Source organism: Pseudomonas alvandae (assembly GCF_019141525.1).
Taxonomy (GTDB): Bacteria; Pseudomonadota; Gammaproteobacteria; order Pseudomonadales; family Pseudomonadaceae; genus Aquipseudomonas; species Aquipseudomonas alvandae.
This window is the reverse complement of sequence record NZ_CP077080.1, coordinates 6176671-6203028: the sequence shown is the minus strand read 5'-3', so window position 1 is coordinate 6203028 and position 26358 is coordinate 6176671. Positions and strand designations below refer to the sequence as shown.

Genomic DNA, 26358 nt, shown 5'->3' with positions numbered 1-26358 from the left:
CTGGTCCATACCTCAGGGGTGAGAGGAGAGGATTTCCTGTGGCGAGGGGATTTATCCCCGCTGGGGTGCGAAGCAGCCCCAATCCCTAGGAACGGATTTCTGTCTGACACCCGGAAGTGGTCGGTTTGGGGGCGCTTCGCACCCCAGCGGGGATAAATCCCCTCGCCACGATGTTCAGCGGCGGGCATAAAAAAACGCCGCAGGCCATGAGGCCTGCGGCGTTTCTTTTTGACCGCAACCGCTTACACGGTATGCAGGTACCAGTTGTACTCGAGGTCGGAGATGGAGTGTTCGAACTCTTCCAGCTCACTTTCCTTACAGGCCACGAAGATATCGATGTATTTCGGATCGATGTACTTGGCCATGACTTCGCTGTCGTCCAGCTCGCGCAGGGCATCGCGCAAGTTGTTCGGCAGGCTTTGCTCGTTCTGCTCGTAGCTGTTGCCTTCGACCGGCGCGCCGGGCTCGATCTTGTTGGTCAGGCCGTGATGCACACCCGCCAATACGGCTGCCATCAGCAGGTACGGGTTGGCGTCGGCGCCGGCAACGCGGTGCTCCAGGCGCACCGCATCGGCCGAGCCGGTCGGTACGCGCAAGGCGACGGTGCGGTTGTCCAGGCCCCAGGTCGGCGAGTTCGGCACATAGAACTGTGCGCCGAAACGACGGTAGGAGTTGACGTTCGGGCAGAGGAAAGCCATCTGCGCGGGCAGGGTCTCGAGCACACCGCCGATCGCGTGACGCAGTGCGGCGTTCTGCTCGGGATCCTCGCTGGCAAAGATATTCTTGCCGTCTTTGTCCAGGATCGAAATGTGGACGTGCAAACCATTGCCTGCCTGGCCCGGGTACGGCTTGGCCATGAATGTGGTGTCCATTTCATGGTCGTAGGCAATGTTCTTGATCAACCGCTTGAGCAGGACCGCGTAGTCGCAAGCCTTGATCGGGTCGGCGACGTGGTGCAGGTTGACTTCGAACTGCGCCGGGGCACTTTCCTTGACGATGGCGTCGGCGGGAATGCCTTGCTCCTTGGCCCCTTCCAGGATGTCCTGGAGGCAATCGACGTATTCGTCGAGGTCATCGATCAGGTAGACCTGTGTCGAATGCGGGCGTTTTCCGGAGATGGGCGAGCGGGGCGGTTGTGGGCGGCCATTCACGTTCTCCTGGTCGATCAGGTAGAACTCCAGCTCGAAAGCCGCGCAGATGGTCAGGCCCAATTCATCGAACTTGGTCACGACCTGGCGCAGGACTTCACGCGGGTCGGCAAAGAAGGGTTCGCCTTCCAGTTCGTGCATGGTCATCAGCAGTTGCGCGGTCGGGCGCTTCTGCCAGGGTTCGTTGCTCAGAGTGCCGGGGATGGGATAGCAGATGCGGTCGGCATCGCCGATGTCCAGGCCCAGGCCGGTGCTTTCCACCGTCGAGCCATTGATATCCAGGGCAAATAGAGAGGCCGGCAGGTTGATGCCTTTCTCGTAAACCTTGTGGAGGCTGGTGCGTTCGATGCGCTTGCCGCGCACCACACCATTCATATCCGCAATCAGAAGGTCAACGTACAGAACCTCAGGATGTTCCTTAAGGAACGCGTTCGCTTCGTTAAGCTGAACGGCACGCGGGGGTACCGACATGATGCAACACCTTTGTTGTTAAAAATATCAATCATTGATCTCTTCGAAAGCCAGTCAACCCGAACGGCATGCCGAAGTCAAGCAGGGCCTTTTTTGCCCTAAAAAAGCACCTGTGGGGCTTTTTTGAGGCAATTTGGGGCGTTTTTTTCCCTTTGAGGGGCTTGGCGCCCGCAGGCTTGAGCGGGCCGTGTTGTATTTTTTACGGGGGTGTTGTGTAAAAAAATGAACAAGGCTAAGCTCGATTCAAACCCATAACAGCAATAATACCGGGGTGCTTCATGTCTCGCCTGCCGTTAATCGGCGTCACCACCTGCTCCAGGCAGATCGGTTTGCATGCGTATCACACCACTGGCGACAAATATGCCCGGGCTGTCGCAACAGCCGCCAAGGGCTTGCCAGTGCTGATCCCCTCACTGGCGGATCTGTTCGCACCGTCCGATATTCTGGACGCCCTGGACGGTATTCTCTTTACCGGCTCTCCTTCCAATGTAGAACCTTTTCACTACCAAGGCCCGGCCAGTGCGCCAGGCACTGCCCATGATCCTGCACGTGACGCCATCACCCTTCCCCTGATCCGCGCCGCTGTCGACGCGGGCGTCCCGGTGCTGGGCATCTGCCGGGGCTTCCAGGAAATGAACGTAGCCTTTGGCGGCAGCCTGCATCAGAAAGTTCATGAAGTCGGAACCTTTATCGATCATCGTGAAGACGACACCCAACCGGTCGAGATCCAATACGGCCCGGCCCACGTCGTGCATATCCAGCCAGGTGGGGTTCTCGCGGGCCTGGGCCTGCCGCCGCAGATCGACGTCAACTCGATTCACAGCCAGGGCATCGAGCGCCTGGCGCCGGGACTGCGGGCCGAAGCGCTGGCGCCGGATGGCCTGATCGAGGCCGTCTCGGTTGTACAAGGCAAGGCTTTTGCTTTAGGTGTGCAATGGCACCCGGAATGGGCGGTAGGCTCTAATCCGTACTATCTTGCGATTTTCCAGGCATTTGGCGATGCCTGCCGAGCAAGGGCAACACAACGCGACGCCGATGCGTCAAACAACGCCTGACTTCTAATAGCAGCCAGGAAACTCACGCCTAGAGGCATTTATGAGTAACAACCTCGACCAGCTCACCGATTGGTTGAAAGACCACAAGATCACAGAAGTCGAATGCATGATTGGCGACCTGACCGGCATCACCCGGGGCAAGATCTCGCCGACCAACAAGTTCATTGCCGAAAAAGGCATGCGCCTGCCCGAGAGCGTCCTGCTCCAGACCGTAACGGGCGACTATGTCGAAGACGACATCTATTACGAACTGCTCGACCCTGCCGACATCGACATGATGTGCCGCCCGGACGAAAACGCAGTGTTCCTGGTGCCATGGGCCATCGAGCCCACCGCACAGGTGATCCATGATTCCTACGACAAGCAAGGCAACCCCATCGAGCTGTCGCCGCGCAACGTATTGAAGAAGGTGCTCAAGCTCTACGCCGACAAGGGTTGGCAGCCGATTGTCGCGCCGGAAATGGAGTTCTACCTGACCAAGCGCAGCGACGACCCGGACTTTCCACTGCAACCGCCGATCGGCCGCTCCGGCCGCCCGGAAACCGGTCGCCAATCGTTCTCGATCGAAGCGGCCAACGAATTCGACCCGCTGTTCGAAGACGTCTATGACTGGTGCGAATTGCAGGAGCTGGACCTCGACACGCTGATCCATGAGGACGGCACCGCGCAGATGGAGATCAACTTCCGTCATGGCGACGCGCTGTCCCTGGCCGACCAGATCCTGGTGTTCAAGCGCACCATGCGCGAGGCAGCGCTCAAGCACGACGTGGCCGCCACGTTCATGGCCAAGCCCATGACCGGCGAGCCGGGCAGCGCGATGCACCTGCACCAGAGCATCATCGACAAGGAAACCGGCAAGAACGTCTTCTCCAATGAAGACGGGACCATGAGCGATCTGTTCCTGCACCACATCGGTGGCCTGCAGAAATTCATCCCCGAGCTGCTGCCGCTGTTCGCACCCAACGTCAATTCGTTCCGCCGCTTCCTGCCCGACACCTCGGCGCCGGTGAACGTGGAGTGGGGCGAGGAGAACCGTACCGTGGGCCTGCGGGTTCCGGATGCCGGGCCGCAGAACCGTCGGGTGGAAAACCGCTTGCCGGGCGCCGACGCCAACCCGTACCTGGCGATTGCCGCCAGCCTGTTGTGCGGCTACATCGGCATGGTCGAAGGCATCAATCCGAGCGCCCCCGTGGTGGGCCGAGGGTATGAGCGCCGTAACCTGCGCCTGCCGCTGACCATCGAAGATGCCTTGGAGCGCATGGAAAACAGCACCACCATCGAGAAATACCTGGGCAAGAAATTCATCACGGGCTACGTCGCGGTCAAGCGGGCCGAGCATGAAAACTTCAAGCGCGTCATCAGTTCGTGGGAGCGGGAATTCCTGCTCTTTGCCGTCTGAAGCGCCGGGCGGGGCTGACCCAGGCCTCGCCCCCAATGGAATAAAGGAGAATTCGCATGACCCGCAACAACCCTCAAACCCGTGAATGGCAGGCCCTGAGCAACGACCATCACCTCGCGCCATTCAGCGATTTCAAACAGCTCAAAGAGAAAGGCCCGCGCATCATCACCCACGCCAAGGGCGTGTACCTCTGGGACAGTGAAGGCAACAAGATCCTCGACGGCATGGCCGGCCTCTGGTGCGTGGCCGTCGGCTACGGTCGCGATGAGCTGGCGGATGCCGCCAGCCAACAGATGCGTGAGCTGCCGTACTACAACCTGTTCTTCCAGACCGCCCACCCGCCAGTACTGGAATTGTCCAAGGCCATCGCCGACATCGCCCCGGAAGGCATGAACCATGTGTTCTTCACCGGCTCCGGCTCGGAAGGCAACGACACCATGTTGCGCATGGTCCGCCACTACTGGGCGATCAAGGGCCAGCCGAACAAGAAAGTCATCATCAGCCGCAAGAACGGTTATCACGGCTCGACCGTGGCCGGCGCCAGCCTGGGCGGCATGACCTATATGCACGAGCAGGGCGACCTGCCGATCCCTGGCATCGTCCATATCGCCCAGCCGTACTGGTTCGGCGAAGGCGGCGACATGAGTCCTGAAGAGTTCGGCATCTGGGCCGCCAACCAACTGGAAGAGAAGATCCTCGAGATCGGCGTCGACAACGTCGGTGCGTTCATTGCCGAGCCGATCCAGGGCGCGGGTGGGGTGATCGTGCCGCCGGACAGCTACTGGCCGCGCATGAAGGAAATCCTCGCCAAGTACGACATCCTGTTCGTGGCCGACGAGGTGATCTGCGGTTTCGGGCGTACCGGTGAGTGGTTCGGTACCGACTTCTACGGGTTGAAACCGCACATGATGACCATCGCCAAGGGCCTGACCTCTGGTTATATCCCCATGGGTGGCCTGATCGTGCGCGACGATGTGGTCGAGGTGCTAAATGAAGGCGGCGATTTCAACCACGGCTTCACCTACTCCGGTCATCCCGTGGCCGCGGCGGTGGCCCTGGAAAACATTCGCATCCTGCGTGAAGAAAAGATCATCGAGCGCGTCCACGGCGAAACGGCACCCTATTTGCAACAACGCCTGCGGGAACTGAACGATCACCCGCTGGTAGGTGAAGTGCGCGGTGTCGGTTTGCTGGGGGCGATCGAACTGGTCCAGGACAAGGCCACGCGCAAACGCTACGAAGGCAAGGGCGTGGGCATGATCTGCCGGCAGTTCTGCTTCGATAACGGGCTGATCATGCGTGCGGTGGGCGACACCATGATCATTGCGCCGCCGCTGGTGATCAGCAAGGCCGAGATCGACGAACTGGTGGCCAAGGCGCGGCAATGCCTGGACCTGACGCTCAGTGCGTTGCAGGGCTAAGTGCTAGGCTCTGAGCGAGGTGCCGGAACGGCCCTCGCCCAGCATGAACAAAAGGCTGGGCTTGTGTTGAAAGCCTGCCCTGTAACTTGCCAGACTACCGCTGCTGTTCAAGTTGCGCTGAACGTGGCTAAAAAGAATAACCGGAGCATCATCCATGAAGGCATTAGGTATGAAGATAGCTGGCAAGACCCTCCTCGCCATGTCCCTGGCGGGCCTGATGGCGGGCGCCGTCCAGGCGGACGATAAAGTGCTGCACGTCTATAACTGGTCCGACTACATCGCGCCGGACACGGTCGCCAAGTTCGAGAAAGAGACGGGGATCAAGGTCGTCTACGACGTGTTCGACAGCAACGAGACGCTGGAAGCCAAATTGCTGGCCGGCAAGTCCGGCTACGACGTCGTGGTGCCGTCGAACAACTTCCTCGCCAAGCAGATCAAGGCCGGCGTCTACCAGGAGCTGGACAAGTCCAAGCTGCCTAACTGGAAGAACCTGGACACCGACCTGCTCAAGGCCGTCGGCGATGCCAGCGACCAAGGCAACAAGCACGCCTTCCCTTACATGTGGGGCACCATCGGCATCGGCTACAACCCCGAGAAGGTCAAGGCCGCATTGGGCGTCGACAAGATCGATTCGTGGGACACCCTGCTCAAGCCGGAGAACATCGCCAAGCTCAAGAGCTGCGGTGTGAGTTTCCTCGACTCGCCAACGGAAATGATCCCGGTGGCCCTGCATTACCTCGGTTACCCGACCGACAGCAAAGACAAGAAGCAACTGGCCGAAGCCGAAGCACTGTTCCTCAAGCTGCGCCCATCGATCGGTTACTTCCACTCTTCCAAATACATCTCGGACCTGGCCAACGGCAACATCTGCGTGGCCGTGGGCTACTCGGGTGATATCGAGCAATCGAAGAGCCGCGCAGCCGAAGCTGGTGGCAAGGTGAAAGTGGCCTACACCATTCCGAAGGAAGGTGCCGGTTCGTTCTATGACATGGTCGCCATTCCCAAGGATGCCGAAAACCTCGAGGCCGCCTACAAGTGGATGAACTTCATCATGCAGCCGGAAATCATGGCGGAGATCACCGACAACGTGCGTTTCCCGAACGGCAACAAGGCCGCCACCCCTCTGGTGGACAAGGAAATTTCCGGTGACCCGAGCATTTATCCATCGGACGAAGTGAAGGCCAAGCTGTACGCGATCAGCGATCTGGATGCGGCCACCCAGCGGCTGTTGACCCGCAGCTGGACCAAGATCAAATCCGGTAAATAAACCGGCTTGAAGCAGTCTCTCGTTGTCGCGGTCGTCGCGACGGCGACAACGGGAGCAATTAAATAACTAAAAGTTTTGCTGGATCGGTTTATCGAGGGTAAGTTGCGCGCCGGTTTTGTTGCAGGGCACTTCATTGGCCCGGTGACGGGGGCAACTTGGGCCCAACTATTTAAGAGGACCTCCACGTGCCTGTCTTTTCTTTGTTGCGCAACGCCTTGCTGGTCGGTGCCGGCCTGACATTTGCTGTCAGTGTCCAGGCGGCCTCCACCGTGCATATTTATAACTGGTCGGACTACATCGGCGAATCCACGCTGGCGGACTTCGAGAAAGCCACCGGGATCAAGCCGGTCTATGACGTATTCGATTCCAACGAAACCCTGGAAGGCAAGTTGCTGGCCGGTCGTACCGGTTACGACGTGGTCGTGCCGTCCAACCATTTCCTGGGCAAGCAGATCAAGGCCGGGGCGTTCCAGAAGCTCGACAAATCCCAGCTGTCCAACTACGCCAACCTCGATCCGCTGTTGCTCAAGCGCCTGGAAAAGAACGACCCGGGCAACCAGTACGCCGTGCCTTACCTGTGGGGCACCAACGGCATCGGCTACAACGTCGAGAAGATCAAGGCCGTCCTGGGCGTCGACAAGATTGATTCGTGGGCCATGCTGTTCGAGCCGGAAAACATCAAGAAGCTGTCCAGCTGTGGCGTTTCGTTCCTCGATTCGGGTGACGAGATGATCCCGGCGATGCTCAATTACCTGGGCCTGGACCCCAACAGCCAGGATCCGGAAGACTACAAGAAGGCCGAGGCCCAGCTCCTCAAGATCCGACCTTACGTGACCTATTTCAACTCCTCCAAGTACATCTCCGATCTGGCCAATGGCGAGATCTGCGTGGCCGCCGGGTTCTCCGGCGACATCTTCCAGGCCCGTTCCCGCGCCAGCGAAGCCGGCAAGGGTATCGAAATTGCCTACGTGATTCCCAAGGAAGGCGGCAACCTCTGGTTCGACATGCTGGCGATCCCGCGCGACGCCACCAACGTCAAGGAGGCCCATGCGTTCATCAACTACCTGCTCAAGCCTGAAGTGATCGCCCAGGTCAGCGACGTGGTCGGTTATGCCAACCCGAACCCCAAGGCTGGCGAACTGATGGACCAGAAAGTACGCACCGACGAAGCGGTTTATCCACCGCAAGCGGTCGTCGACAAGCTCTACGTCAACTCCGAGTTGCCGGCCAAGATCCAACGACTCATGACCCGCAGCTGGACCAAGGTCAAGTCGGGTAAATAGCGTTCAACGCTCTAACTTTCAGAAGGTTCGCCCGTCTTGGGCGAGCTGCAAATTTTGTGGGAGTTTCGTAAATGGCAGTTGCCTCCGGCGCCTATAAGAAAGCCCTCGAGGGCGACCAGACACCCAAGCAGGTGTTGGTCAAAATCGACCGGGTCACAAAGAAGTTCGACGAGACGATTGCCGTGGACGACGTGTCCCTGGAGATCAAGAAAGGCGAGATCTTTGCCTTGCTCGGCGGTTCGGGATCGGGCAAGTCCACCTTGCTGCGCATGCTGGCAGGTTTCGAGCGGCCCACGGAGGGGCGGATTTTCCTCGATGGCGTGGACATCACCGACATGCCGCCCTATGAGCGGCCAATCAACATGATGTTCCAGTCCTACGCCTTGTTCCCGCACATGACCGTGGCGCAGAACATCGCCTTCGGCCTGCAGCAGGACAAGATTCCCAAGGCCGAGATCGACGCCCGCGTGGCCGAGATGCTCAAGCTGGTGCAGATGAGCCAGTACGCCAAGCGCAAGCCGCACCAGCTCTCCGGCGGCCAGCGTCAGCGCGTGGCCCTGGCCCGTTCCCTGGCGAAGCGGCCGAAGCTGCTGCTGCTCGATGAACCGATGGGTGCCCTGGACAAGAAGCTGCGCTCGCAGATGCAACTCGAACTGGTGGAAATCATCGAGCGGGTCGGCGTGACCTGCGTGATGGTGACCCACGACCAGGAAGAGGCCATGACCATGGCCGAGCGCATCGCGATCATGCACCTGGGCTGGATCGCGCAGATCGGCAGCCCGATCGATATCTACGAGACCCCGACCAGTCGCCTGGTCTGCGAGTTCATCGGCAACGTCAACATCTTCGAGACCGAAGTGGTGGACGACGCCGAAGGCCACGCGGTGCTGACCTGCAAGGACCTGGACCGCAGCATCTACGTCGGCCACGGCATCAGCACCTCGGTGCAGGACAAGTCGGTGACCTACGCCATTCGCCCGGAAAAACTGCTGGTCACGTCCGAGCAGCCGACCTGCGAGCACAACTGGTCCAGCGGCAAGGTCCACGACATCGCCTACCTGGGCGGCCATTCAGTGTTCTACGTCGAATTGCCGAGCGGCAAGCTGGTGCAGTCCTTCGTCGCCAATGCCGAACGCCGTGGCCAACGTCCGACCTGGGGTGACCAGGTGTTCGTCTGGTGGGAAGACGACAGCGGCGTGGTGCTTCGCTCATGAACATGCGCAAATTCAAACGCCGACTCGCCCGAATAACGCCCGGTGGCCGTCAGATGGTCATCGGGGTGCCCTTCATCTGGTTGTTCCTGTTCTTCATGCTGCCGTTCTTCATCGTCCTGAAGATCAGCTTCGCCGAAGCCGACGTGGCGATTCCGCCGTATACCGAGATCTACAGCTACGTCGACCAGAAACTGCAGGTGCTGCTCAATCTCGCCAACTACGTGATGTTGAGCGAGGACGAGCTGTACATCGCCGCCTACCTTGGGTCGCTGAAAATGGCCCTGATCAGCACCACCTTGTGCCTGCTGATCGGCTATCCGATGGCCTACGGCATCGCCAACGCCCGCAAGGAAATGCAGACGGTGCTGGTGCTGCTGATCATGATGCCGACCTGGACCGCGATCCTCATCCGCGTCTACGCGTGGATGGGCATCCTCAGCAACAATGGCTTGCTCAACGGTTTCCTGATGAGCATGGGCTGGATCAGCGAGCCGCTGCAGATCCTCAACACCAACCTGGCGGTGTATATCGGCGTGGTCTATTCGTACCTGCCGTTCATGATCCTGCCGTTGTACGCCAACCTGGTCAAACACGACCCAAGCCTGCTGGAAGCCGCGTCCGACCTGGGCTCGAGCACCTTTAACAGCTTCTGGAAAATCACCGTGCCGCTGTCCAAGAACGGCATCGTGGCCGGCTGCATGCTGGTGTTCATCCCGGTGGTGGGCGAGTTCGTGATTCCGGAGCTGCTGGGCGGCCCGGAAACGCTGATGATCGGTAAAGTGCTGTGGCAGGAATTCTTCAACAACCGTGACTGGCCGGTGGCATCCGCCCTGGCGGTAGTGATGCTGGCGATCCTGATCGTGCCCATCATCCTGTTCAACCGCAGTCAGGCCAAGGAAATGGAGGGCAAGGAATGAAGCGCTTCAGTTTTTCAAGCCTGATGCTGGTGCTGGGCCTGTTGTTCATCTACGCACCGATGGTGATCCTGGTGATCTTCTCGTTCAACGCCTCGAAACTGGTGACGGTGTGGGGCGGCTGGTCGGTCAAGTGGTACGTCGGCCTGCTGGACAACACCCAACTGATGGGCTCGGTGGTGCGCTCGCTGGAGATCGCCTGCTACACCGCGATTGCTGCGGTAGCCCTGGGGACGCTGGCGGCCTTCGTGCTGACCCGTATCACCCACTTCAAGGGCCGCACGCTGTTCGGTGGCCTGGTCACCGCGCCATTGGTTATGCCGGAAGTGATCACCGGCCTGTCGCTGTTGCTGCTGTTCGTGGCCATGGCGCAAATGATCGGCTGGCCCCAGGAGCGTGGCATTGTCACGATCTGGATCGCCCACACCACGTTCTGTGCGGCTTATGTGGCGGTGGTGGTCTCGGCACGCTTGCGTGAGCTGGACCTGTCCATCGAAGAGGCGGCCATGGACCTCGGGGCGCGGCCGTGGAAGGTGTTCTTCCTGATCACCATTCCGATGATCGCGCCGTCGCTGGCGGCAGGCGGCATGATGTCGTTCGCGCTGTCCCTCGACGACCTGGTATTGGCCAGCTTCGTCTCCGGCCCTGGCTCCACCACGTTGCCGATGGAAGTCTTCTCGGCGGTACGCCTGGGGGTGAAACCGGAAATCAACGCCGTGGCGAGCCTGATCCTGCTGGCGGTGTCCCTGGTGACGTTCCTGGTCTGGTACTTCAGCCGCCGCGCCGAAGAAAACCGCAAGCGGGCGATCCAGCAAGCCATCGAGGAAAGCGCCGCCGATTCCTGGAAACAACCGGAAGTCCGCCGGGCGGAGACTGTTTCGGCCTGAGGTAACGCAGAACCCAATGTGGGGACAAGCTTGCTCCCACAGTTTTTTGTGGTCCGTGAATTTGTGGCCTGGCTCGGATCCTGTGTGGGAGCGAGCTTGCTCGCGATAGCGGTATGGCAGTCGATGTAGGTGTTGACGGTCAGGCCGCCTTCGCGAGCAAGCTCGCTCCCACAGGTTTTTATGGTGTCCATAAATTCGTGGCCTGGCTCGGATCCTCTGTGGGAGCGAGCTTGCTCGCGATAGCGGTGTGGCAGTCGATGCAGGTGTTGACGGTCAGTCCGCCTTCGCGAGCAAGCTCGCTCCCACAGGTTTTTGTGGTGTCCATAAATTCGCGGCCTGGCTCGGATCCTCTGTGGGAGCGAGCCTGCTCGCGAAGGTGGTGTACAGGCTGGTTATGAATTCCAAGGCGAGCTGCGGATTACTTCAACGAAGTTCATCGGCTTGAACCCCGGCTCCTGATCCCTCAGCACGTCGGTCTTCACATTGCCGAAGGTGGTCTGCGGACGATGCCGCAAGCCGTCGGCGAAGGCGCAGATGATGCATTCCTTGAAGCCTTCCCCACGGGGATGCGCATGTACCACGGCGTCGCGTTGTGCGGCCGGGAATGCGGCGTAATCCATGCCCAGCACGTCCATCTCCACGCCAGCGGTCACCAGGGCGACGTTGGGGCGCAGGTGCTTGGGCACGCCGGGCGTGGTGTGCAACGCGATCGAAAGCCACACTTGCTCGATGTCGTCGTCGCTCAACCCGTAGGGTTTGAGAAACGCTGCGGCGGCATTCGCGCCATCCACCTCGAAACGCTCATCGTCGCTGCGATAACCTTCGACCAGCCCGATATCGTGAAACATCGCGCCGACGTACAGCAGCTCCGGATCGTAAGCCAATTGCTGGCGTTGGCCGCTCAACGCGCCGAACAGGAACACCCGGCGGGAATGGTGGTACAGCAGGTCCGATTCAATGTCGCGAATGTATTCGGTGGTGGCCCGGGCGAGGGCGCTGTCGGGGATCTGGATGCCGGCGATGCTGTTCATGCTGCTCTCCTCTTGACGGTGCGCCGTGGCGGCGCTGAGGTTCCAGTCTGTTCGCCGGGGTATGGCGCAGCAATCGCGCCATGGCTGCGATTACGGCCAATGAACTCGGGTTTCATGCCATCTGGCTTCTGCGCGCCGGATTGGCTAGGGTTCGGTGGTCAATCCGGACAGGTCGGCCAGAATCATGGAAATATCCGTCGCCATCGTGGTGTTCACAGGCGCCCAATCCCTGGACGTCAGCGGCCCCATGGATGTGTTTTGCGAAGCCAATCGCTTTCTCGCCACGCAGGATCACTATCGGTTGCAAGTGATCGGCGTCGAGCGCGGTGCGACGTCTTGCTCCAACGGAATGTCCCTCAATCCCCACCGTCATTTCAGCGAAGCATCGGAGGCGTACGACCTGCTGTTGGTCGCGGGCGGGCCGCAATTGCCGTTCATGGACTTTGGCCCGGCGTTCAATGCCTGGCTGCGCGAGGCCTGCGCACGGGCCCGGCGCTTTGGTTCGATCTGCAATGGCGCGGTCATGCTGGCCCGGGCCGGACTGCTCGAAGGGCGGACCGTCACCACCCATTGGGGCGATGCTTCGGCGCTGGCGCAGATGTGCCCCTCGACCCGGGTCGAAGCCGATCGGCTGTACGTGCAGGACGGCGAGCTCTATACCTCGGCGGGTGTTACGGCAGGCATCGACCTGTCGCTGTTCCTGCTGGCGCAGGACCACGGGCCGGACGTGGCGCTGAATGTCGCCAAGCGGCTGGTGGTGTTCACCCAGCGTTCAGGCGGTCAATCGCAGTTCAGTCCGTTCCTCACGCCCCATGCCGAGCCGACCTCCACCGTGGCTCAGGTCCAGGCGTACGTGCTGGCGAATCTCAACGGTGACCTGGGCATCGCCGACCTCGCCAACGCGGCGAACATGAGCCCACGCAATTTCTCCCGCGTGTTCAGCCGGGAGGCGAAGGTCACGCCGGCGGAGTTCGTCGAGCAGGCCCGGGTGGACGCGGCACGCGTGATGCTGGAAAACACTCGGGCACCGCTCAAGACCGTGGCATACCAATGCGGCTTTCGTGATGCCCAACACATGCGCAGCGTATTCAATCGGCGGTTGGGCGTGACACCGCAACAGTTCAGGTTGAATTTCGCCGCGATGCTTTGAGCTCATTTTTTCAGTGCGTCATGGGCCTCCAGCGCCCGCAGGGAATAGATATAAGCCGCGCCGGCATTCAGCGAGACCGCTGTCGCCAGGGTGGCCGCGATTTCTTCGCGGGTCGCGCCGGCCTTGATCGCGGCGTCGGTGTGTACGCCGATGCAACCGTCACAGCGGGTGGTGATCGCCACGGCAATGGAGATCAGCTCGCGGGTCTTGGCGTCGAGTACGTCGTTCTCGGCGGCGGCTTCATCCAGGGCCATGTAGGCCTTGACCATTTTCGGATTGCTTTTGCCCAAGGCGCCAAAGGCGCTCTTGATGGTAGGCAGCAGCTCGGACCAGTTATTGAACATTGCGTGGACTCCTTCGAGATAAATGGGTTTGGGCCCTTGTAGTCTTGACCATCCAAGGCGATAGGGCCTGCTGATGGTCGAAAAGATTTACTCCGCCCTGGCGGGTAGCAGCTTCAACGTACCGCGGGTGTTGGCCGTGACCTCTTCTTCGGCCAGGTGCGCCTGGTGATACAGCCCCTCGATGTAGGCTTCGGCCTGGTCCTCGTAGTGCTTGTCGAACGGCACGCCGCTCTGGCCCACGGGATTGATGGTGACGCTGTGGGTCGGGTCGGCGAAGTCGATGATGCGCCGGGTGGAGGGGCCATAGGTCACTGGCCAGGGCGCCGGACCGATCCTGGCCGAGAGGTTGTTCGGCACTTCATGGGTGCCGGGGGCGGCAAATGGGCCGACGTTGAAGATCCGGTCCAGCGGTTTCTGCTGGCCCAGCGGATGGCCATGGGTCAGGGTGTGAGCCTGGCCCCACTGCCATTGGCTGGCGTCCTCGCCCAAGGTGGCCTTCAGGTGCACCAGGGTCCGATGCCATGCCTTGATGACCATGTCGGCACGGGTTTCGGTGCCCAGCGTCGAACGGTCGTCCCACCATGGCGAATCCTTGGCGGCGGCCAGGCGGGGGAGCGCGGCGTCAATCACGCGGGTCGACAGCGCGGTTTCGAAGAAACTGTCCCCCAGTTCATCACGCAGGGCAACGTCGGCCAAGTCGAACAGGAACTGGTTGAACAGCGTGGCGCTGACGGAGTCCAGCGGGTAGTCGCCCTTCCAGTCAGCCAGTTGCTCCACCCACTTGCGTTCCTGCGGGTCGCTGACCGCTTCGCGCAGGATCGGCAACAAGGGCGCGAGCAAGCGCGGACCGTAGGCGGTGGTGGTACCCAGTTGCAGTTTCTGGGTGGTCTGGATGTCCCATTTGGCTTGCTTTTCACTCAACTGCCGGTCGAGTTGCTGGCCGCGGTCGGGCAGGTTGTAGTAGCCGGGGATCTCGATCCCGCTGGCCGCCACCGGCTGGAAATTCGCCGAGAGGACATAGCCCCGGGCCGGGTTCTCTTCCTGGGGGTTACTGCCGAACGGGTAGAAACCGTCCTTGTCCGCTTCGGTGCTGCTGCCGTCGAGAATGAAACCGGGCTTCACACCAGCCGGCCGCTTGGGTAATTGGGCTGCGGCCCACCAGCCGATATCACCCTTGGCGTTGGCCCAGACCACATTCAGGCCGGGCGCATGGATCTTCGCCGACGCGCCACGAGCCTTGACCAAGGTGTCGGCGCGATTGAGCTGGTAGAACGCCTCGAGGATCGGGTTGCGGCTTTCCAGGAACCCCCACCACATGGCGATTGGCGTCTTGCCGTCATTGGCACCGAGGGCATCGTTGACGATCGGCCCATGGGGCGACTGGCGCAGCACCAGTGTCACGGGTGCTTGGCCCTTCACGGCAATCTGCTGTTCGCTGCGGGTCATGTCCACCCATCGGTCGCGGTACCAGACCCGTTCGGGGTTGTCCGGGTTGACCTTCTCGGCCACCAGGTCCAGGTCGTCGTTTTGGAACATGGTGATGCTCCAGCCGAAATCCTTGTTCATGCCCAGCGAGGCAAACGGCATCAGGGCCTGGTACTGGCCGTAGAGTTCGAATCCCGGCGCCGAGAGGTGTGCCTCGTACCACACCGACGGCGCTGAAAAACGAATATGCGGATCGCCGGCCAGCAAGGGCTTGCCACTGTGGGTGCGATTGCCGGAGACCGCCCAGGCGTTGCTGCCTTCGAATTGCGGCAGGCCGTTGTCGGCCAAGGCCTGCTCGCTCAGGCGCGCCAGGGCGTTGAGGTCTTTCCAAGCGCTGGCGGTCAGTGTCGGACCGCTTGCCGGAGCTTGCTGCAGCCCGCCCTGGGGCTGCCAGTCGAGGTCGAAGATGTTCAGGTAGTCGGCACCGAGCTGGTCACGCACGTAGGTCAGCAAGGGTTCGGTGCGAAAGGCCGCGGCAAAGCTGTAGGCCATGTAGCCGACGATGCTGGCGGTGTCTTCGGCGGTGAAGGGACGCTTGGGAATGCCCAGCACATCGAACTCCAGCGGCCGCGTGTGAGTTTGCTGATAGGTGTTGATGCCGTCCAGGTACGCCTGCGTCGCGATCCAGGCCGGCGATTGTCGATCCTGCTCGGCGACGTAGCTGGCGGCGCGCTCGCGAATGCGCAGGCTGCGCATCAGCTTGTCGGTGTCGAGCAACTTGGGGCCGAGGATTTCCGCCAGTTCGCCCCGGGCGAGGCGGCGCATGATTTCCATCTGGAACAGCCGGTCCTGGGCATGGACATAACCGAGGGCGCGGTACAGGTCGGTTTCGTTCTCGGCGCGAATGTGCGGCACGCCGCGTTCGTCATAGCGCACCGTCACCGAGCCCTGCAGCCCCTGCAACTGCACCGTGCCCTGGCGGGTCGGCTGCTTGCTGTAGAGATAGCCGCCCGCGACGATGATTGCGGTGACGATCAGCGACAGGAAGGCGACGAGGGTGCGTTTCATGGTTGATCCTTATTCGAGTGGCAGCGGTCCCATGATCTTGCTGCTGATTCCCTGTTTAACATGCAATCGCGTGCCGGTGCATCGTTCCTCGGAGGGATTTTCCTTTCCATCAACCGAATCGCCCACGGCGAGGGCGCTTGGCCTGTAGGAGCTGGCGAAGCCTGCGATCTTTTGATCTTTCGCTCCAGATTCAATGGGTAGTGGAAAGATCGCAGCCTCGCTTCGCTCGGCAGCTCCTACAGGCCAGTGGGAGCAAGTTTCCTTGCCATGCAAAGGCAGACGTTGAGCGTTGTCATGGAGCGCAGAGAAGTGATTCGGAGTGTCGCGAGGGCTGGCCACAGGCGAATACGTGTGGCCAGCGAGGAGGGAAGGATGCCGGACCGTCTGGCGATGGCCCGGCGGTTTTTCAGCTTGGTCGGGTGGTGGGCGTGGCTTCGGTGGACGGTCCGCCCTGGGGTCGCGCTTCGCCGCGCTCTGCCAGTTCCAGGCCATCGCCCGCCTTTTTCGGCCTCGTTACCACGCCCTTGGCAAAGTCAGCGGTGATGTTCAGCGCGGAAAGGGTGGTTTGCGGAACCACCTGGGTCAGGCCTCGGGTGACGTGATAGACGTTCTCCAGGTTGCGGGTCAAGCCCTCGGTCTGGGTGTGGGGTAGGGTGTCGCGGTTTGGATTGGTAACGTTCTGCCACGGTACTTGCGCTCGCTTGGTCAGGTCGTCCGTGCCATCGCCCAGTGCTTTATTTTCCAGGGGGGCCGCCACGCTGTTGGCGAAGAATGGGAGCAGTGTCAGGCCGGAGGAGAAGAAGGTCGTGACGATCTGCTCCATTTTTTCTTTGACTTCAGGATTTTCACCCACCGCGGCGGCGTCTCCGACCCCGGTGCGCATGGCGATCCCCGGACCGACACCGACGATTCGGTTGGTCAAGTCGCTGACATTGGCCATGCTGATCGGGTTGAGCTTGCCAGTCGCTTCGGCAAACGCCTTGGGCAGGAGCTCTTTCCATTCGCGGTTTTCCTTCGTGACGCGATAGGTGGGGATCTGCTCGTCGCCGTGGGTCTGGGCATATTTGGCCACCGCCTGGCCGCCCGCCATGAAGGTGCCGCCCACTGCCGAGGCGACGCTGCGAGCCGCGATGCCGGAGGCGTTGACGGACGTGAACTGGTCTATCGTGTCCCGTACCGCATGGGCCGCGCCGAAGGCGAGGTAACCGGTGAAGTCGCCGCTCATGGTGCCGAAGTTGTTGGCGTTCTGTTTCAGTTTGAAATCGGCTCGCTTGTCGCTCTGTGTCGCGTCGAGGGTGTCACGTTGGGCGTTGGCAACCCGCCGCCCATTCACGGTGATGTCTTGCAAGGCCTTGGGGTACACCGCCAGCGGGTCGACCTTTTCCAACCCCCGGCCGATGGTCTTGTCGACGACGACTTGGATAAACGGGCGCAGACCGTCGCTGATGACCTTGTGGGCGGTACCAAGGACGGTTGATGTCGCCGCTACATGTTTTCCAAAGGACTGATCCGCCATCGCCTCGTCGATTGCCGCGGTGCTGGCGCCGAAGTGTCCGGCAGACGCGAAGCCCTGGGGGATCCCCGCGTCGGCAAATACGGCCAGGCCCGTCACGAAGCCGCTGTGGGTCTTGAGTTCGGCCACGTAGTCCTGGCGTCCGACATTCTTCAGCGCGGTGTCGAGCACTTCGTTCTTCTTCGTGGCTTTTGCCAGTTCGCTTGTGGTACCGGGCTTGTCGTCATCTTTCTTGAGGAACTCGCCAAGCTCATCCCGGACCTCACGCAGTTGGCTCAACTCGTCGTTCGCCTTGTCTCGGTCGGCCTGGGGCAGGCTCTCGTTGCTCGCCGCTTGTTGCGCGTGCTCAATCCGGCTTTCCATGAACCTGTTCAGTCGCTGGGGCATGTCTTGCGTCATGGCTTGCGTGACGCCTTTTGCATAACCACGGAAGGCTTTATGGCTGCTCTCCAGCAGCTTGCGATCGTCTTCTCCCGGGGTTTGGTCGATCACTTCCTGGCACAGCGAGTGATAGGCGCCGAGGGTGTTACCGACGCGCTCGCAATGCTTGTCCCAGACGGCTTTGAAACCGCCGCTTTCTTCCCGATCGGCCTCGTTCTTGCCTAGGTACTCGTTGAAATCCTTGACGAATGCTTCGGTTTCTTCGTGGCCGGACAGCATTGGATGAGGCGTGCCGCCAAGTTCGGCAAGGTGCTTTTGGATGTCCTGATAGCCTGCATTGGGCGCGTAGTCCAACGCGGTACCTTCCAGAACCATCTGTTGGCGTGCATAGCCGATAGGGTTGCTATCAGCGTTTTCCTTGCCGAGTTTGTTGATCATCACCGTCAGGCGATGCTGCCTGGTCTTGAGCGTTTCCTGGGTCTTGTCGCTTGCTTTCCCTTCGAAGTGATAAGGCACCAGGGGGGTCGTGGAAGGACGCACCTGTCCGGCCAGGCTGGTGCCCACCGGCGTGATCCGATCATCCTGCTGCTGGTGCAATGGCGCCGAACTTGAGGTTCCGCCTACTGATACTGCTGGCATGTGATGTTCTCCTTTCCTAGATCGACAGGGCGTTGTTCAGCCCTGCGCTACGCGGGGTGGGTTTTTGCTGGGTGGTCTTGGCGGCTTGGCCCGGGCTGGCGCCGTCGAAGAAGTAGCCCTCCCGCCAGATAAGCGCCATGTCGGCAGCACCGCCCATCAGTCCGAGCAGGCGCTCGGCGCTGAGGTTGTCCAGGGGCACGTGGCCGATCAGGACCACCTGTTCGCTGTCGCGGTTGTACGACAGCGACGGGCAGAACGCGCCGCTCAGCAGGTACAGGTTGGTTTCCAGCAGCCGTTGCATGACCGCTTCGCGATTCGCCACGGGCAACGGCCCGAAGCCGCAGTAGATGAACACGTCTCCCTCGCCCACGCCGGGTGTGTGCTTGAGGGAAAAATCGACTTCCTTGACCGACAGGTTTGCCTGTTCGTAGAACGCTGACGGGGTAGGAATCATCGTGAGTTCGCAGAGCTGATCGATCAGCTTGCAATAGGTGGGTGACGCCATGATTGACCTCGCATTGTCATCCAGGCACCGACGAGCGCCTGCTGCCCATCGTGAGTGACACCTGCGGCATTTCGGTTCCACTGCGCCGCGTGGAACCGCTGGCAGCTGATCTGCCACCCAATGGCGCCACCTCATTCAAGGTTGACCGCCCATGTCCCGATCACTTGCACTTTCGCCGGCCCTTCGATTTGTCCCCAAAGGGTTGTCTCTGCTCGCCATGGGGACCTTGCTGTACGGGTGTCAACACCTCGAACCGCAGCTGACCATCGGCGATCGTTTCGCCAATGAACCGTATCGCGCCCAGTTGCGCTGGCTCGAACCGGCGCCCACCGACACGATCATCGAGATTGGCGAATCATCGCCGCAAAGCGGTGGCAGCCTGTGGGCGCGGATGCGCCAGGGGTTTTCCTTGCAGGCCAAGACCCAAGGTGTGGCGCGTATCGACGAGCAACGCCGCTGGCTGATGGAGCGCCCGGCGTTTCTCACCCAGACCGGACGCGCCGGCAGCCGATACTTGCACTTCATCGTCGGCGAACTGAACAAGCGCAACATGCCGCTGGAGCTGGCCCTGCTGCCGGCGATCGAGAGCGGGTTCAACCCCAATGCGCAATCGCCTGCCCAGGCCTTGGGGCTCTGGCAATTCATTCCCGCCACCGGGCGTCGTTATCAATTGCAGCAACGGGGCGACTACGACGAGCGTCGAGACATTCCGTCGTCCACCCGGGCGGCCCTGGATTATCTGTCCTACCTGCACGACTACTTCGACGGTGACTGGCTGCTGGCGCTGGCCGCCTACAACGCCGGGGAAGGGCGGGTGCGCGACGCCATCACCCGGAACCGCGCCCGGGGCCTGGCGACCACTTACTGGAACCTGTCGCTGCCCGGAGAAACCCAGAACTACGTGCCACGGTTGCTGGCGCTGTCGCAGTTGGTCAACGCGCCAGCGAGCTACGGCGTGAGCCTGGCGCCGATTGCCGACCAGCCGTACTTCCAGATGGTCGCGTTGGCGCAACCCGTGGACCTCGCGCAACTGGCGCAGGTATCCGGCGTCCATGAACGCGAGTTGCGCATGCTCAATCCAGCCGGGCGCGGCCGGGTCAGGGGGCGTCTGCTGATGCCGGTGGAAGCGTCACGCAGGTTGCTGGCACAACCGGATATGATCGCCAAGGCGGCGCTGCCTCGGGCGAGTGGTGATGAGCAAGTCGCTGCTTCTCCGGAGGCCGGCGTGGCCGAGCCGCAGGTCGCGGAGGTGGTGCCGCCGCCGGGGGTTTGAGCGGGCTGTGCAATGAGTTGCCGATATTCAATCTGTGGCGAGGGAGCTTGCTCCCGCTTGGGTGCGCAGCGCCCATCAGACAATGGGATTGCTGCGCAATCCAGCGGGAGCAAGCTCCCTCGCCACGGATCATTCATTGCCTATCTGCCGAGTGCTACAGACACCCCATCGCCACATTCGCCAGGCCGCGTGCGCGAGGGTCCATCAAGACGTAGGAACCAATGGTGTTGCAGGCAAAGCCGAACGCCACGCCGCGCTCGGGGTCGGCAAAACCGATGGTGCCGCCGGCGCCCATGTGGCCAAAGGCGTCGGGTCCCATGCCGTAACTGCCGTTCGCCACGTCCGACTGGTTAAGCATGATGCCCAGGCCGAACCGCGTCGGTGTCTGGATGGTCGGGTCATATTCGGCGCTGTGCTCGCGCAGCATTTCGTTGAGCAGTGGCGACTCCAGCAACCGCCCGTCCAGCAGGCCGGCATAGAACTCCGCCAGGCTGCGGGCGTTGCCGTGACCGTTCGCCGCCGGCTGGGTCATGCGCTTCCAGCCCGGCTCGTTACTGCGCCCCAGCACCATCGGCGGGTTGGCGAAGGCCAGTGAGCTCATGGCTGTCGGCTCGGTGAGCACATACTGCAGGACTCGACCAAAGGCTTCATCGTCGACTTCATCTTTGGTTCGGGCCATGTAGGCGCAGCGAGCGATGGTCGCGTCGTCCAGGCCGATATGAAAATCCAGTCCGAGCGGCACCGCCACCCGCTGGTGGATGCTTTGCGCCGGGCTTACGCCATCCACTCGGCGTAGCAGCTCACCGAGAATCCAGCCGAACAGCAACGGTGAATAGGTCTGCTGTTGCCCTGCATCGGCCCATGGCTGCTCCTCGGCGATCAGGGCAATCATGGTGTCCCAGTCGTAAAGGGTTTCCGGGGCGAGGGGCGTGCGCAGCGCCGGTAGCCCGGCGCGATGGCAGAGCACTTGGCGCACGGTCGTCGTTGCTTTACCGGCCTTGGCGAACTCGGGCCAGTAGCGGCAGACCGGTGCATCCAGGTCCAGGCGTCCTTCGCCAACCAGTTGCATGATCGCCACGGCCGTGAAGGGCTTGGTGCAGGAGAACAGGTTGAGCAGTGTGTCGCGCTGCCAATGGCTGTCCGGTTCCGGCCCGGCGATACCAGCCCACAGGTCGATCACTGTTTCACCGTCGACCTGGACGCACAGGGCGGCGCCGCGTTCGAAAGGGCTTTGCATCAGTCCGGTGAAAGCCGCTTTGACTGGTTCGAAGCGAGGGTCGCAGTGGCCGTGGATGGCGGGTGAGTGTGTCATGTCAGTTCCACGCAGGGTTGGGGGTTTTCCTTGAGTGACGAGGGCTGGGGGAACGGTTCACTGACCTCTGGGGAGCATTCAGTCGGGATGTTGTTGATCGGGTACATATCCATTGCTGCGGTCACGGCGGCTTATGGTTCCGCCCTTACGGCGGGTCACTTTTTTCAGACGCCAAAAAAGTAACCAAAAAGGCTTGCCGGTATGACTCACCCACATGGGTTACAAATCAGTTCACTCACATAGGTAACAGTTTTTAACTGGCAGGGTCGGTTTTCGAGGATCTGACCATGCCATGGCGAGAGCTGAAACCTATGGACCTGAAACTGCTGTTCATTGCGGACTTCATCAAAGGCCCGCCCAGCTTCAGTGCGCTTTGCCAAGCCTACGAGATCAGCCGCAAGACTGGCTATAAATGGGTCGAGCGGTATGAGAGGGAAGGGCCCGCCGGACTGGAAGAACATAGCCGTCGTCGGCTTACCCAGGAATGGGTAGTGCCGCTGGCTGTCCGTGAGGCGATCATTGAGTTACGCGGTCGGGGTGAGACAGAGCCTGGCCCCAAGAAAATTCAGGCGGCTTTGCTCGAGCGTTTTCCTGACCAGGCGCCGCCATCAAAGACGTCGATCTACAACATCCTAAAGAAAGCTGAGCTGGTCAAACCACGCCGATTGCGTCAACGAGTGGCGGTTTATCCCAAACCACTGCAGAAAGCAGAGGCTCCCAACCAGCTATTCAGCGCCGATTACAAAGGCCAATTCCTGACAGGTGCGGGCGTCTGGTGCTATCCATTGACGATCATGGACCATGCCAGTCGTTTCTTGCTCGCTTGCCACAGCATGGCTAGCACCAATTTCCAGGAAACCCAGGCGGTGTTTACTCAGGTGTTTCGTGAACATGGTCTGCCGGAGCGCATTCGTACCGACAATGGTGTTCCGTTTGCGAGCAAAGGGCGTGCGGGCCTTTCCCAGTTGTCCATCTGGTGGTTGCGTCTAGGGATCATTCCCGAGCGGATCGCCCCCGGCAGGCCGGAGCAAAATGGCCGACATGAACGTATGCATCGAACGTTGAAAAGCACTCTTCCGTCACCCCCTGCAGTAGCGTGGGAGGCTCAACAACGGCACTTTGATCGTTTCAGGCAACATTACAACTATGAGCGTTTGCACGAGGCTCTTAATCAGAAGACACCCGCGTCCTGCTATGAGCCTTCGTCCCGCCAATATCCCGAGAAGCTTCCCGAGATGACCTACCCGAGCCATATCGATAGCCTCCAAGCGGACTGCTCGGGCATCGTCAATCGTCGTGGTGTAAGGATCTACGTCGGCTATGTGCTCAAGCACCAGACCATTGGACTGGAGCAAATAGAGGACGGGATCTGGGATGTTATCTTCGGTCCAATCATCCTTGGACGGATTGATGTAAGAGATGCCATTGATGGCTACGTGACACTCCGGGTGTTACCTATGTGAGTGCACTTTTTTGTAACCCATGTGGGTGATCCGTATATGCCCCACCACTCGGTGCCTCGCCTAGGCTCGGCATGCCCGCACTCCGGCATTGCTCCGTGGGCCCGCCGCGATGGGCTATCCATGGCCCTGCGCGGCTAACCCGGCATCCATGCCGGGTTGCCCACTCCACAATGCCTGCGTTCGGTCATCGTGGTTAACGGGGCCTGGCAGATCAAAAGCCGAGCCGAGGCGGCCTTAGGGCCGACCTGGCTCTGGTGGCTCACCGCATTTCCCTTGTGGGAGCGGGCTTGCTCGCGAAGGCGGCCTGACAGCCGACCTGGCTCTCTTGTCGTACTCCGATCCCATTGTGGGAGCGAGCTTGCTCGCGAAGGCGGCCGTTCAGCTTGCATTGATAGCCACTGATCCACCGCCGTCGCGAGCAGCGTTTTTTCATAGGGATCTTTTTGGGCGCCCCCCGCCACTCAGGAGCAACGATGCCTGCCCCCGGAGAATGTCCATGCCCTACGAGCGTACCCTCGACTTGAACAGCGACGCCTTTCGCGGCGAGGCTTATCGGCATTATGCGGCGTTGCGCCAAGCGTCCCCGGTGTTCCTCAGCCAGCCCGATGGGCAGTTGCCGATGTGGTACGTCACCGGGGCCCGGGAGGTCGAGGAGGTGCTGTTGGACAGCGAGCGCTTCGCCCGCGATCCGTCACGGATCGATCCGCAGTTCGCGGCGATGCTGGGGGGCGAGCAGTCCATCGCCTTTCTCAATGACCACATGCTTAACCGTGACGGAGAGAGTCATCGTCGGCTGCGTCGGCTGGTCAACAAGGCGTTTACCCTGAAGGCGGTGACCGCCATGCGGCCGCGTATCGAGCAGATTGCCGAGTCGCTGCTGGACGCCGTTGGGCCAAGCGGGCGAATGGATGTGGTGAGCCAATATGCCTTCCCGCTGTCGATCACCGTCATCGCCGAGCTGCTCGGCGTACCTGCTCAGGACCGAGACGATTTCCGCCGCTGGTCCCACATGATCGTCCGGCAGGTGGGCCACGATCTGAGTGAACTGCAACGCTGCTACAACGAGTTCGCCGGCTACATGCTTGCCTTGATCGACCGGCGCCGGGCCTATCCGACCGATGACCTGGTGTCGGCCCTGGCCCAGGTCGAGGAAGAGGGCCGCATGCTCAGCCGAAGCGAGTTGTGCAGCATGATTGCGCTGCTGATCATCGCCGGCCACGAAACGTCGGCGTCGATGATTGGCAATGCTGTGCACACGCTCGTGCAACACCCCGATGCGCTGGTCCGGTTGCGTGATGAGCCGGCACTGATGCCCGACGCGGTCGAGGAGTTCTTGCGCTATGACTCGTCGGTGGAACGGGCAATGGTCCGCTTCGTCACGCGGGACACTGAATTGGCCGGGCAACATCTGCGACGCGGGCAATTTGTGGTGGCGGTGGTGGGCTCGGCCAATCGCGACGAGGTGATGTGTGCCAATCCTGATCGGCTGGATATCACCCGCCCGGCCTGTCCGCACATGTCGTTCGGCAAGGGCACGCATTATTGCCTGGGTGCATCGTTGGCTCGGCAGGAATTGGACATTGCGTTGAACACCTTGCTGCGGCGCTGCCCGGGTCTGCGATTGGCGGTTGATCCAAGTGCTGTGCGCTGGCGTTATGTGCCCAACTTCAGGGGACCGGATGCGTTGCCGGTGTGCTGGTCGGTGGGCTGATTCGGTGGATTGATTCGGTAGTGCTGAGCCTTTGTGGCGAGGATTCGTGGTGCCCCGTGCAAAAAATGGCATGGGTTCGAATTCACGAGACGGCTCGCCCGGCAATGCCTCCGGACGAGCCGTGGACTCACGCCAGGCTGGTCTCCAGTGTTTGCACAGGCGCTGAAGCGGTAGTGGATGCCGTGTCGATGGGCATCAGGTCCAACCCATAAAGCACCACGTCCGCGCGCTTGTCAGCGAACCGGGCGATACCCGGGAAACGGCCCCATTGCGTCGCGCCCAATCCCTGCACGCCACGTTTGCTCGCCTCGTTGTGCTCGATGATCCAGGCCACCAACGTTTCGAAACCGTACCGCTTGGCCAACACCACCGCTGCCTGGCCCAGGCGAATGCCGACGCCGCTGCCAATGTGGTCGTTGCGCACGTAGATCGATACTTCGCCGGTCAGCCGGCAGGCCTGGGCGCCCCAGCAGAAGCGGTTGACGATCAACCAGGCGACCACTTCACCGCCACGTTCGAGCACGTAGATCGGATCACCTTCCTTGACGAAGCAATCGACGAAGAAGGTCATTTCCTTCAGGGAAAACGCTCTGAGCACGGGGGAACTGGTGCCGCCCAGAGCGCTTTCGTTGAAGATATCCGTCATCACCGGCAGGTCGTCGGGGGTATAGCGGCGCACGCCGCGTGGCAGGTCGGGTCGGCTGTTCAGACGATTATGGGTCATGGCCGGGCTTCTCCGTAGACGCTGCGCTTGAGTTGTTCACGGGCGCGAAACAGCCGCGAGCGTACGGTGCCGATGGGCACGCCCAGCCGTTCGGCGGCATCGCGGTAGCTGCTCTCGGTGTCCACGGCGGTCCACAGGGTTTCGCGCATGTCCTTGGGCAGCGCGTCCATGGCAGACAGCGTGCGGTCCAGCAGCCGGCGGTTATCGCACAGTTCACTCAGGTCGATGTCTTCGCTGGATTCGTTGAAATCGCTTTCGTCGAACGTGCTCAGTGGCGGTTGCGCGTAGAAGCGGCGGAAGTGATTGCGGATCAGGTTGAGGGCGATGCCGCACAGCCAGGTGTCCGGCTTGGCCAGTCCCTTGAACTTCTCCTGGTTGCGCCAGGCTTCCAGGTAAGTGAGTTGGATGATGTCGTCGGCGTCGTCCTGGTTGAGCACACGCTTTTGCACAAACAGACGGAGCTTACGTTCCTCGCCGAAACTGACGCCCGGCGTGCCTGGGCGTTTCGAGGAGGTTTGCGGGGGCAGCATGAGGTTCAGGCTGTTCATTGATAAATCCCTCTGAGTAGGTTCCATAGCGCCGATCCGTATGTCGGCGTTCCCCCTTCAGCAGGACCTGTGCCAAGCCGCTTTCATAATCTATCTAACTGATATTCAAAGTATTTTTGTTAGTGCTAAAGCTCTATTTGTGCAAGCTCGTGCACGACTTTCAAAGAATTCACTGCATGAAATTGCACCGCACGGACCGTCGAAAATCGGCA

General features: G+C 61.0%; 21 protein-coding genes. 12 read left to right on the top strand and 9 right to left on the bottom strand.

Annotation, left to right across the window (positions count from 1 at the left end; all coding sequences use genetic code 11):
• Positions 1-242: 242 nt before the first annotated feature.
• Positions 243-1619 carry a glutamine synthetase family protein gene (locus KSS97_RS27790; protein WP_030138099.1) on the bottom strand — a complete coding sequence of 459 codons (1377 nt, stop codon included), beginning with the start codon at positions 1617-1619 and terminating at the stop codon, positions 243-245.
• Positions 1620-1897: 278 nt separating this feature from the next.
• Between KSS97_RS27790 and KSS97_RS27785 the strand changes: the two genes are divergently transcribed.
• The 8 genes from KSS97_RS27785 to KSS97_RS27750 all read left to right on the top strand — a co-directional run bounded on the left by KSS97_RS27785 (position 1898) and on the right by KSS97_RS27750 (position 11059).
• A complete protein-coding gene (locus tag KSS97_RS27785; RefSeq protein ID WP_030138098.1) occupies positions 1898-2674 on the top strand; it encodes a gamma-glutamyl-gamma-aminobutyrate hydrolase family protein in 777 nt (258 codons plus the stop codon).
• A 40-nt stretch (positions 2675-2714) separates the two neighbouring features.
• Positions 2715-4073 (top strand): glutamine synthetase family protein, encoded by a 1359-nt coding sequence (locus KSS97_RS27780; RefSeq protein ID WP_030138097.1) that lies wholly within the window; start codon positions 2715-2717, stop codon positions 4071-4073.
• A 56-nt stretch (positions 4074-4129) separates the two neighbouring features.
• Positions 4130-5494, top strand: a complete 1365-nt coding sequence (locus KSS97_RS27775) for an aspartate aminotransferase family protein (RefSeq protein WP_030138096.1) — start codon at positions 4130-4132, stop codon at positions 5492-5494.
• 169 nt (positions 5495-5663) lie between these two features.
• On the top strand, positions 5664-6761 hold the full coding sequence (locus tag KSS97_RS27770) for a polyamine ABC transporter substrate-binding protein (RefSeq protein WP_030138095.1): 1098 nt from the start codon (positions 5664-5666) through the stop codon (positions 6759-6761).
• A 185-nt stretch (positions 6762-6946) separates the two neighbouring features.
• Positions 6947-8044: a polyamine ABC transporter substrate-binding protein gene (locus KSS97_RS27765; RefSeq protein ID WP_030138094.1), complete on the top strand. Its 1098-nt coding sequence runs from the start codon at positions 6947-6949 to the stop codon at positions 8042-8044.
• A gap of 71 nt (positions 8045-8115) precedes the next feature.
• Entirely contained in the window at positions 8116-9258 is a 1143-nt protein-coding gene (locus tag KSS97_RS27760) for an ABC transporter ATP-binding protein (RefSeq protein ID WP_030138093.1), read from the top strand.
• Entirely contained in the window at positions 9255-10175 is a 921-nt protein-coding gene (locus tag KSS97_RS27755; protein ID WP_030138092.1) for an ABC transporter permease subunit, read from the top strand. Before KSS97_RS27760 ends, KSS97_RS27755 begins: the two co-directional genes overlap by 4 nt.
• A complete protein-coding gene (locus tag KSS97_RS27750; protein WP_217860585.1) occupies positions 10172-11059 on the top strand; it encodes an ABC transporter permease subunit in 888 nt (295 codons plus the stop codon). Before KSS97_RS27755 ends, KSS97_RS27750 begins: the two co-directional genes overlap by 4 nt.
• Before the next feature lie 392 nt (positions 11060-11451).
• Here the strand turns inward: KSS97_RS27750 and KSS97_RS27745 are convergent, their stop codons facing one another.
• A complete protein-coding gene (locus tag KSS97_RS27745; RefSeq protein WP_030138090.1) occupies positions 11452-12090 on the bottom strand; it encodes an HD domain-containing protein in 639 nt (212 codons plus the stop codon).
• A 184-nt stretch (positions 12091-12274) separates the two neighbouring features.
• Between KSS97_RS27745 and KSS97_RS27740 the strand changes: the two genes are divergently transcribed.
• Positions 12275-13240 carry a GlxA family transcriptional regulator gene (locus KSS97_RS27740; protein ID WP_217860584.1) on the top strand — a complete coding sequence of 322 codons (966 nt, stop codon included), beginning with the start codon at positions 12275-12277 and terminating at the stop codon, positions 13238-13240.
• 2 nt (positions 13241-13242) lie between these two features.
• On the opposite strand, the gene KSS97_RS27735 is transcribed toward KSS97_RS27740, so the two are convergent.
• The 4 genes from KSS97_RS27735 to KSS97_RS27720 form a co-directional block, all read right to left on the bottom strand.
• Positions 13243-13584, bottom strand: coding sequence for a carboxymuconolactone decarboxylase family protein (locus KSS97_RS27735; protein ID WP_003206631.1), 342 nt, complete (start codon positions 13582-13584; stop codon positions 13243-13245).
• Between the two features lie 87 nt (positions 13585-13671).
• The gene (locus KSS97_RS27730; RefSeq protein ID WP_217860583.1) at positions 13672-16077 is read right to left on the bottom strand and encodes a penicillin acylase family protein; all 2406 of its coding nucleotides are present in this window, start codon (positions 16075-16077) and stop codon (positions 13672-13674) included.
• Between the two features lie 406 nt (positions 16078-16483).
• Positions 16484-18610, bottom strand: a complete 2127-nt coding sequence (locus KSS97_RS27725; protein ID WP_217860582.1) for a type III effector — start codon at positions 18608-18610, stop codon at positions 16484-16486.
• Between the two features lie 16 nt (positions 18611-18626).
• Entirely contained in the window at positions 18627-19115 is a 489-nt protein-coding gene (locus tag KSS97_RS27720) for a type III secretion system chaperone family protein (protein ID WP_030138086.1), read from the bottom strand.
• A 151-nt stretch (positions 19116-19266) separates the two neighbouring features.
• Between KSS97_RS27720 and KSS97_RS27715 the strand changes: the two genes are divergently transcribed.
• Positions 19267-20388, top strand: coding sequence for a transglycosylase SLT domain-containing protein (locus KSS97_RS27715; RefSeq protein ID WP_198796919.1), 1122 nt, complete (start codon positions 19267-19269; stop codon positions 20386-20388).
• A gap of 154 nt (positions 20389-20542) precedes the next feature.
• On the opposite strand, the gene KSS97_RS27710 is transcribed toward KSS97_RS27715, so the two are convergent.
• Complete coding sequence (locus tag KSS97_RS27710) at positions 20543-21700, bottom strand: EstA family serine hydrolase (protein ID WP_030138084.1); 1158 nt, start codon at positions 21698-21700, stop codon at positions 20543-20545.
• 287 nt (positions 21701-21987) lie between these two features.
• On the opposite strand from KSS97_RS27710, the gene KSS97_RS27705 reads away from it, so the two are divergent.
• Both KSS97_RS27705 and KSS97_RS27700 read left to right on the top strand, forming a co-directional pair.
• Positions 21988-23163, top strand: coding sequence for an integrase core domain-containing protein (locus KSS97_RS27705; RefSeq protein WP_030138557.1), 1176 nt, complete (start codon positions 21988-21990; stop codon positions 23161-23163).
• A 496-nt stretch (positions 23164-23659) separates the two neighbouring features.
• Positions 23660-24874: a cytochrome P450 family protein gene (locus KSS97_RS27700; RefSeq protein ID WP_217860581.1), complete on the top strand. Its 1215-nt coding sequence runs from the start codon at positions 23660-23662 to the stop codon at positions 24872-24874.
• A 127-nt stretch (positions 24875-25001) separates the two neighbouring features.
• On the opposite strand, the gene KSS97_RS27695 is transcribed toward KSS97_RS27700, so the two are convergent.
• Positions 25002-25598 carry a GNAT family N-acetyltransferase gene (locus tag KSS97_RS27695; protein ID WP_030138415.1) on the bottom strand — a complete coding sequence of 199 codons (597 nt, stop codon included), beginning with the start codon at positions 25596-25598 and terminating at the stop codon, positions 25002-25004.
• Complete coding sequence (locus KSS97_RS27690) at positions 25595-26146, bottom strand: RNA polymerase sigma factor (RefSeq protein WP_030138414.1); 552 nt, start codon at positions 26144-26146, stop codon at positions 25595-25597. Before KSS97_RS27690 ends, KSS97_RS27695 begins: the two co-directional genes overlap by 4 nt.
• Positions 26147-26358: the final 212 nt, after the last annotated feature.

What these genes read in the sequence shown, in the direction of transcription:
- KSS97_RS27790 (WP_030138099.1), bottom strand. Translation starts at nt 1,619, where the DNA reads ATGTCGGTACCCCCGCGTGCCGTTCAGCTTAACGAAGCGAACGCGTTC.
- KSS97_RS27785 (WP_030138098.1), top strand. Translation starts at nt 1,898, where the DNA reads ATGTCTCGCCTGCCGTTAATCGGCGTCACCACCTGCTCCAGGCAGATC.
- KSS97_RS27780 (WP_030138097.1), top strand. Translation starts at nt 2,715, where the DNA reads ATGAGTAACAACCTCGACCAGCTCACCGATTGGTTGAAAGACCACAAG.
- KSS97_RS27775 (WP_030138096.1), top strand. Translation starts at nt 4,130, where the DNA reads ATGACCCGCAACAACCCTCAAACCCGTGAATGGCAGGCCCTGAGCAAC.
- KSS97_RS27770 (WP_030138095.1), top strand. Translation starts at nt 5,664, where the DNA reads ATGAAGATAGCTGGCAAGACCCTCCTCGCCATGTCCCTGGCGGGCCTG.
- KSS97_RS27760 (WP_030138093.1), top strand. Translation starts at nt 8,116, where the DNA reads ATGGCAGTTGCCTCCGGCGCCTATAAGAAAGCCCTCGAGGGCGACCAG.
- KSS97_RS27755 (WP_030138092.1), top strand. Translation starts at nt 9,255, where the DNA reads ATGAACATGCGCAAATTCAAACGCCGACTCGCCCGAATAACGCCCGGT.
- KSS97_RS27750 (WP_217860585.1), top strand. Translation starts at nt 10,172, where the DNA reads ATGAAGCGCTTCAGTTTTTCAAGCCTGATGCTGGTGCTGGGCCTGTTG.
- KSS97_RS27745 (WP_030138090.1), bottom strand. Translation starts at nt 12,090, where the DNA reads ATGAACAGCATCGCCGGCATCCAGATCCCCGACAGCGCCCTCGCCCGG.
- KSS97_RS27740 (WP_217860584.1), top strand. Translation starts at nt 12,275, where the DNA reads ATGGAAATATCCGTCGCCATCGTGGTGTTCACAGGCGCCCAATCCCTG.
- KSS97_RS27735 (WP_003206631.1), bottom strand. Translation starts at nt 13,584, where the DNA reads ATGTTCAATAACTGGTCCGAGCTGCTGCCTACCATCAAGAGCGCCTTT.
- KSS97_RS27730 (WP_217860583.1), bottom strand. Translation starts at nt 16,077, where the DNA reads ATGAAACGCACCCTCGTCGCCTTCCTGTCGCTGATCGTCACCGCAATC.
- KSS97_RS27725 (WP_217860582.1), bottom strand. Translation starts at nt 18,610, where the DNA reads ATGCCAGCAGTATCAGTAGGCGGAACCTCAAGTTCGGCGCCATTGCAC.
- KSS97_RS27720 (WP_030138086.1), bottom strand. Translation starts at nt 19,115, where the DNA reads ATGGCGTCACCCACCTATTGCAAGCTGATCGATCAGCTCTGCGAACTC.
- KSS97_RS27715 (WP_198796919.1), top strand. Translation starts at nt 19,267, where the DNA reads ATGTCCCGATCACTTGCACTTTCGCCGGCCCTTCGATTTGTCCCCAAA.
- KSS97_RS27710 (WP_030138084.1), bottom strand. Translation starts at nt 21,700, where the DNA reads ATGACACACTCACCCGCCATCCACGGCCACTGCGACCCTCGCTTCGAA.
- KSS97_RS27705 (WP_030138557.1), top strand. Translation starts at nt 21,988, where the DNA reads ATGCCATGGCGAGAGCTGAAACCTATGGACCTGAAACTGCTGTTCATT.
- KSS97_RS27700 (WP_217860581.1), top strand. Translation starts at nt 23,660, where the DNA reads ATGCCCTACGAGCGTACCCTCGACTTGAACAGCGACGCCTTTCGCGGC.
- KSS97_RS27695 (WP_030138415.1), bottom strand. Translation starts at nt 25,598, where the DNA reads ATGACCCATAATCGTCTGAACAGCCGACCCGACCTGCCACGCGGCGTG.
- KSS97_RS27690 (WP_030138414.1), bottom strand. Translation starts at nt 26,146, where the DNA reads ATGAACAGCCTGAACCTCATGCTGCCCCCGCAAACCTCCTCGAAACGC.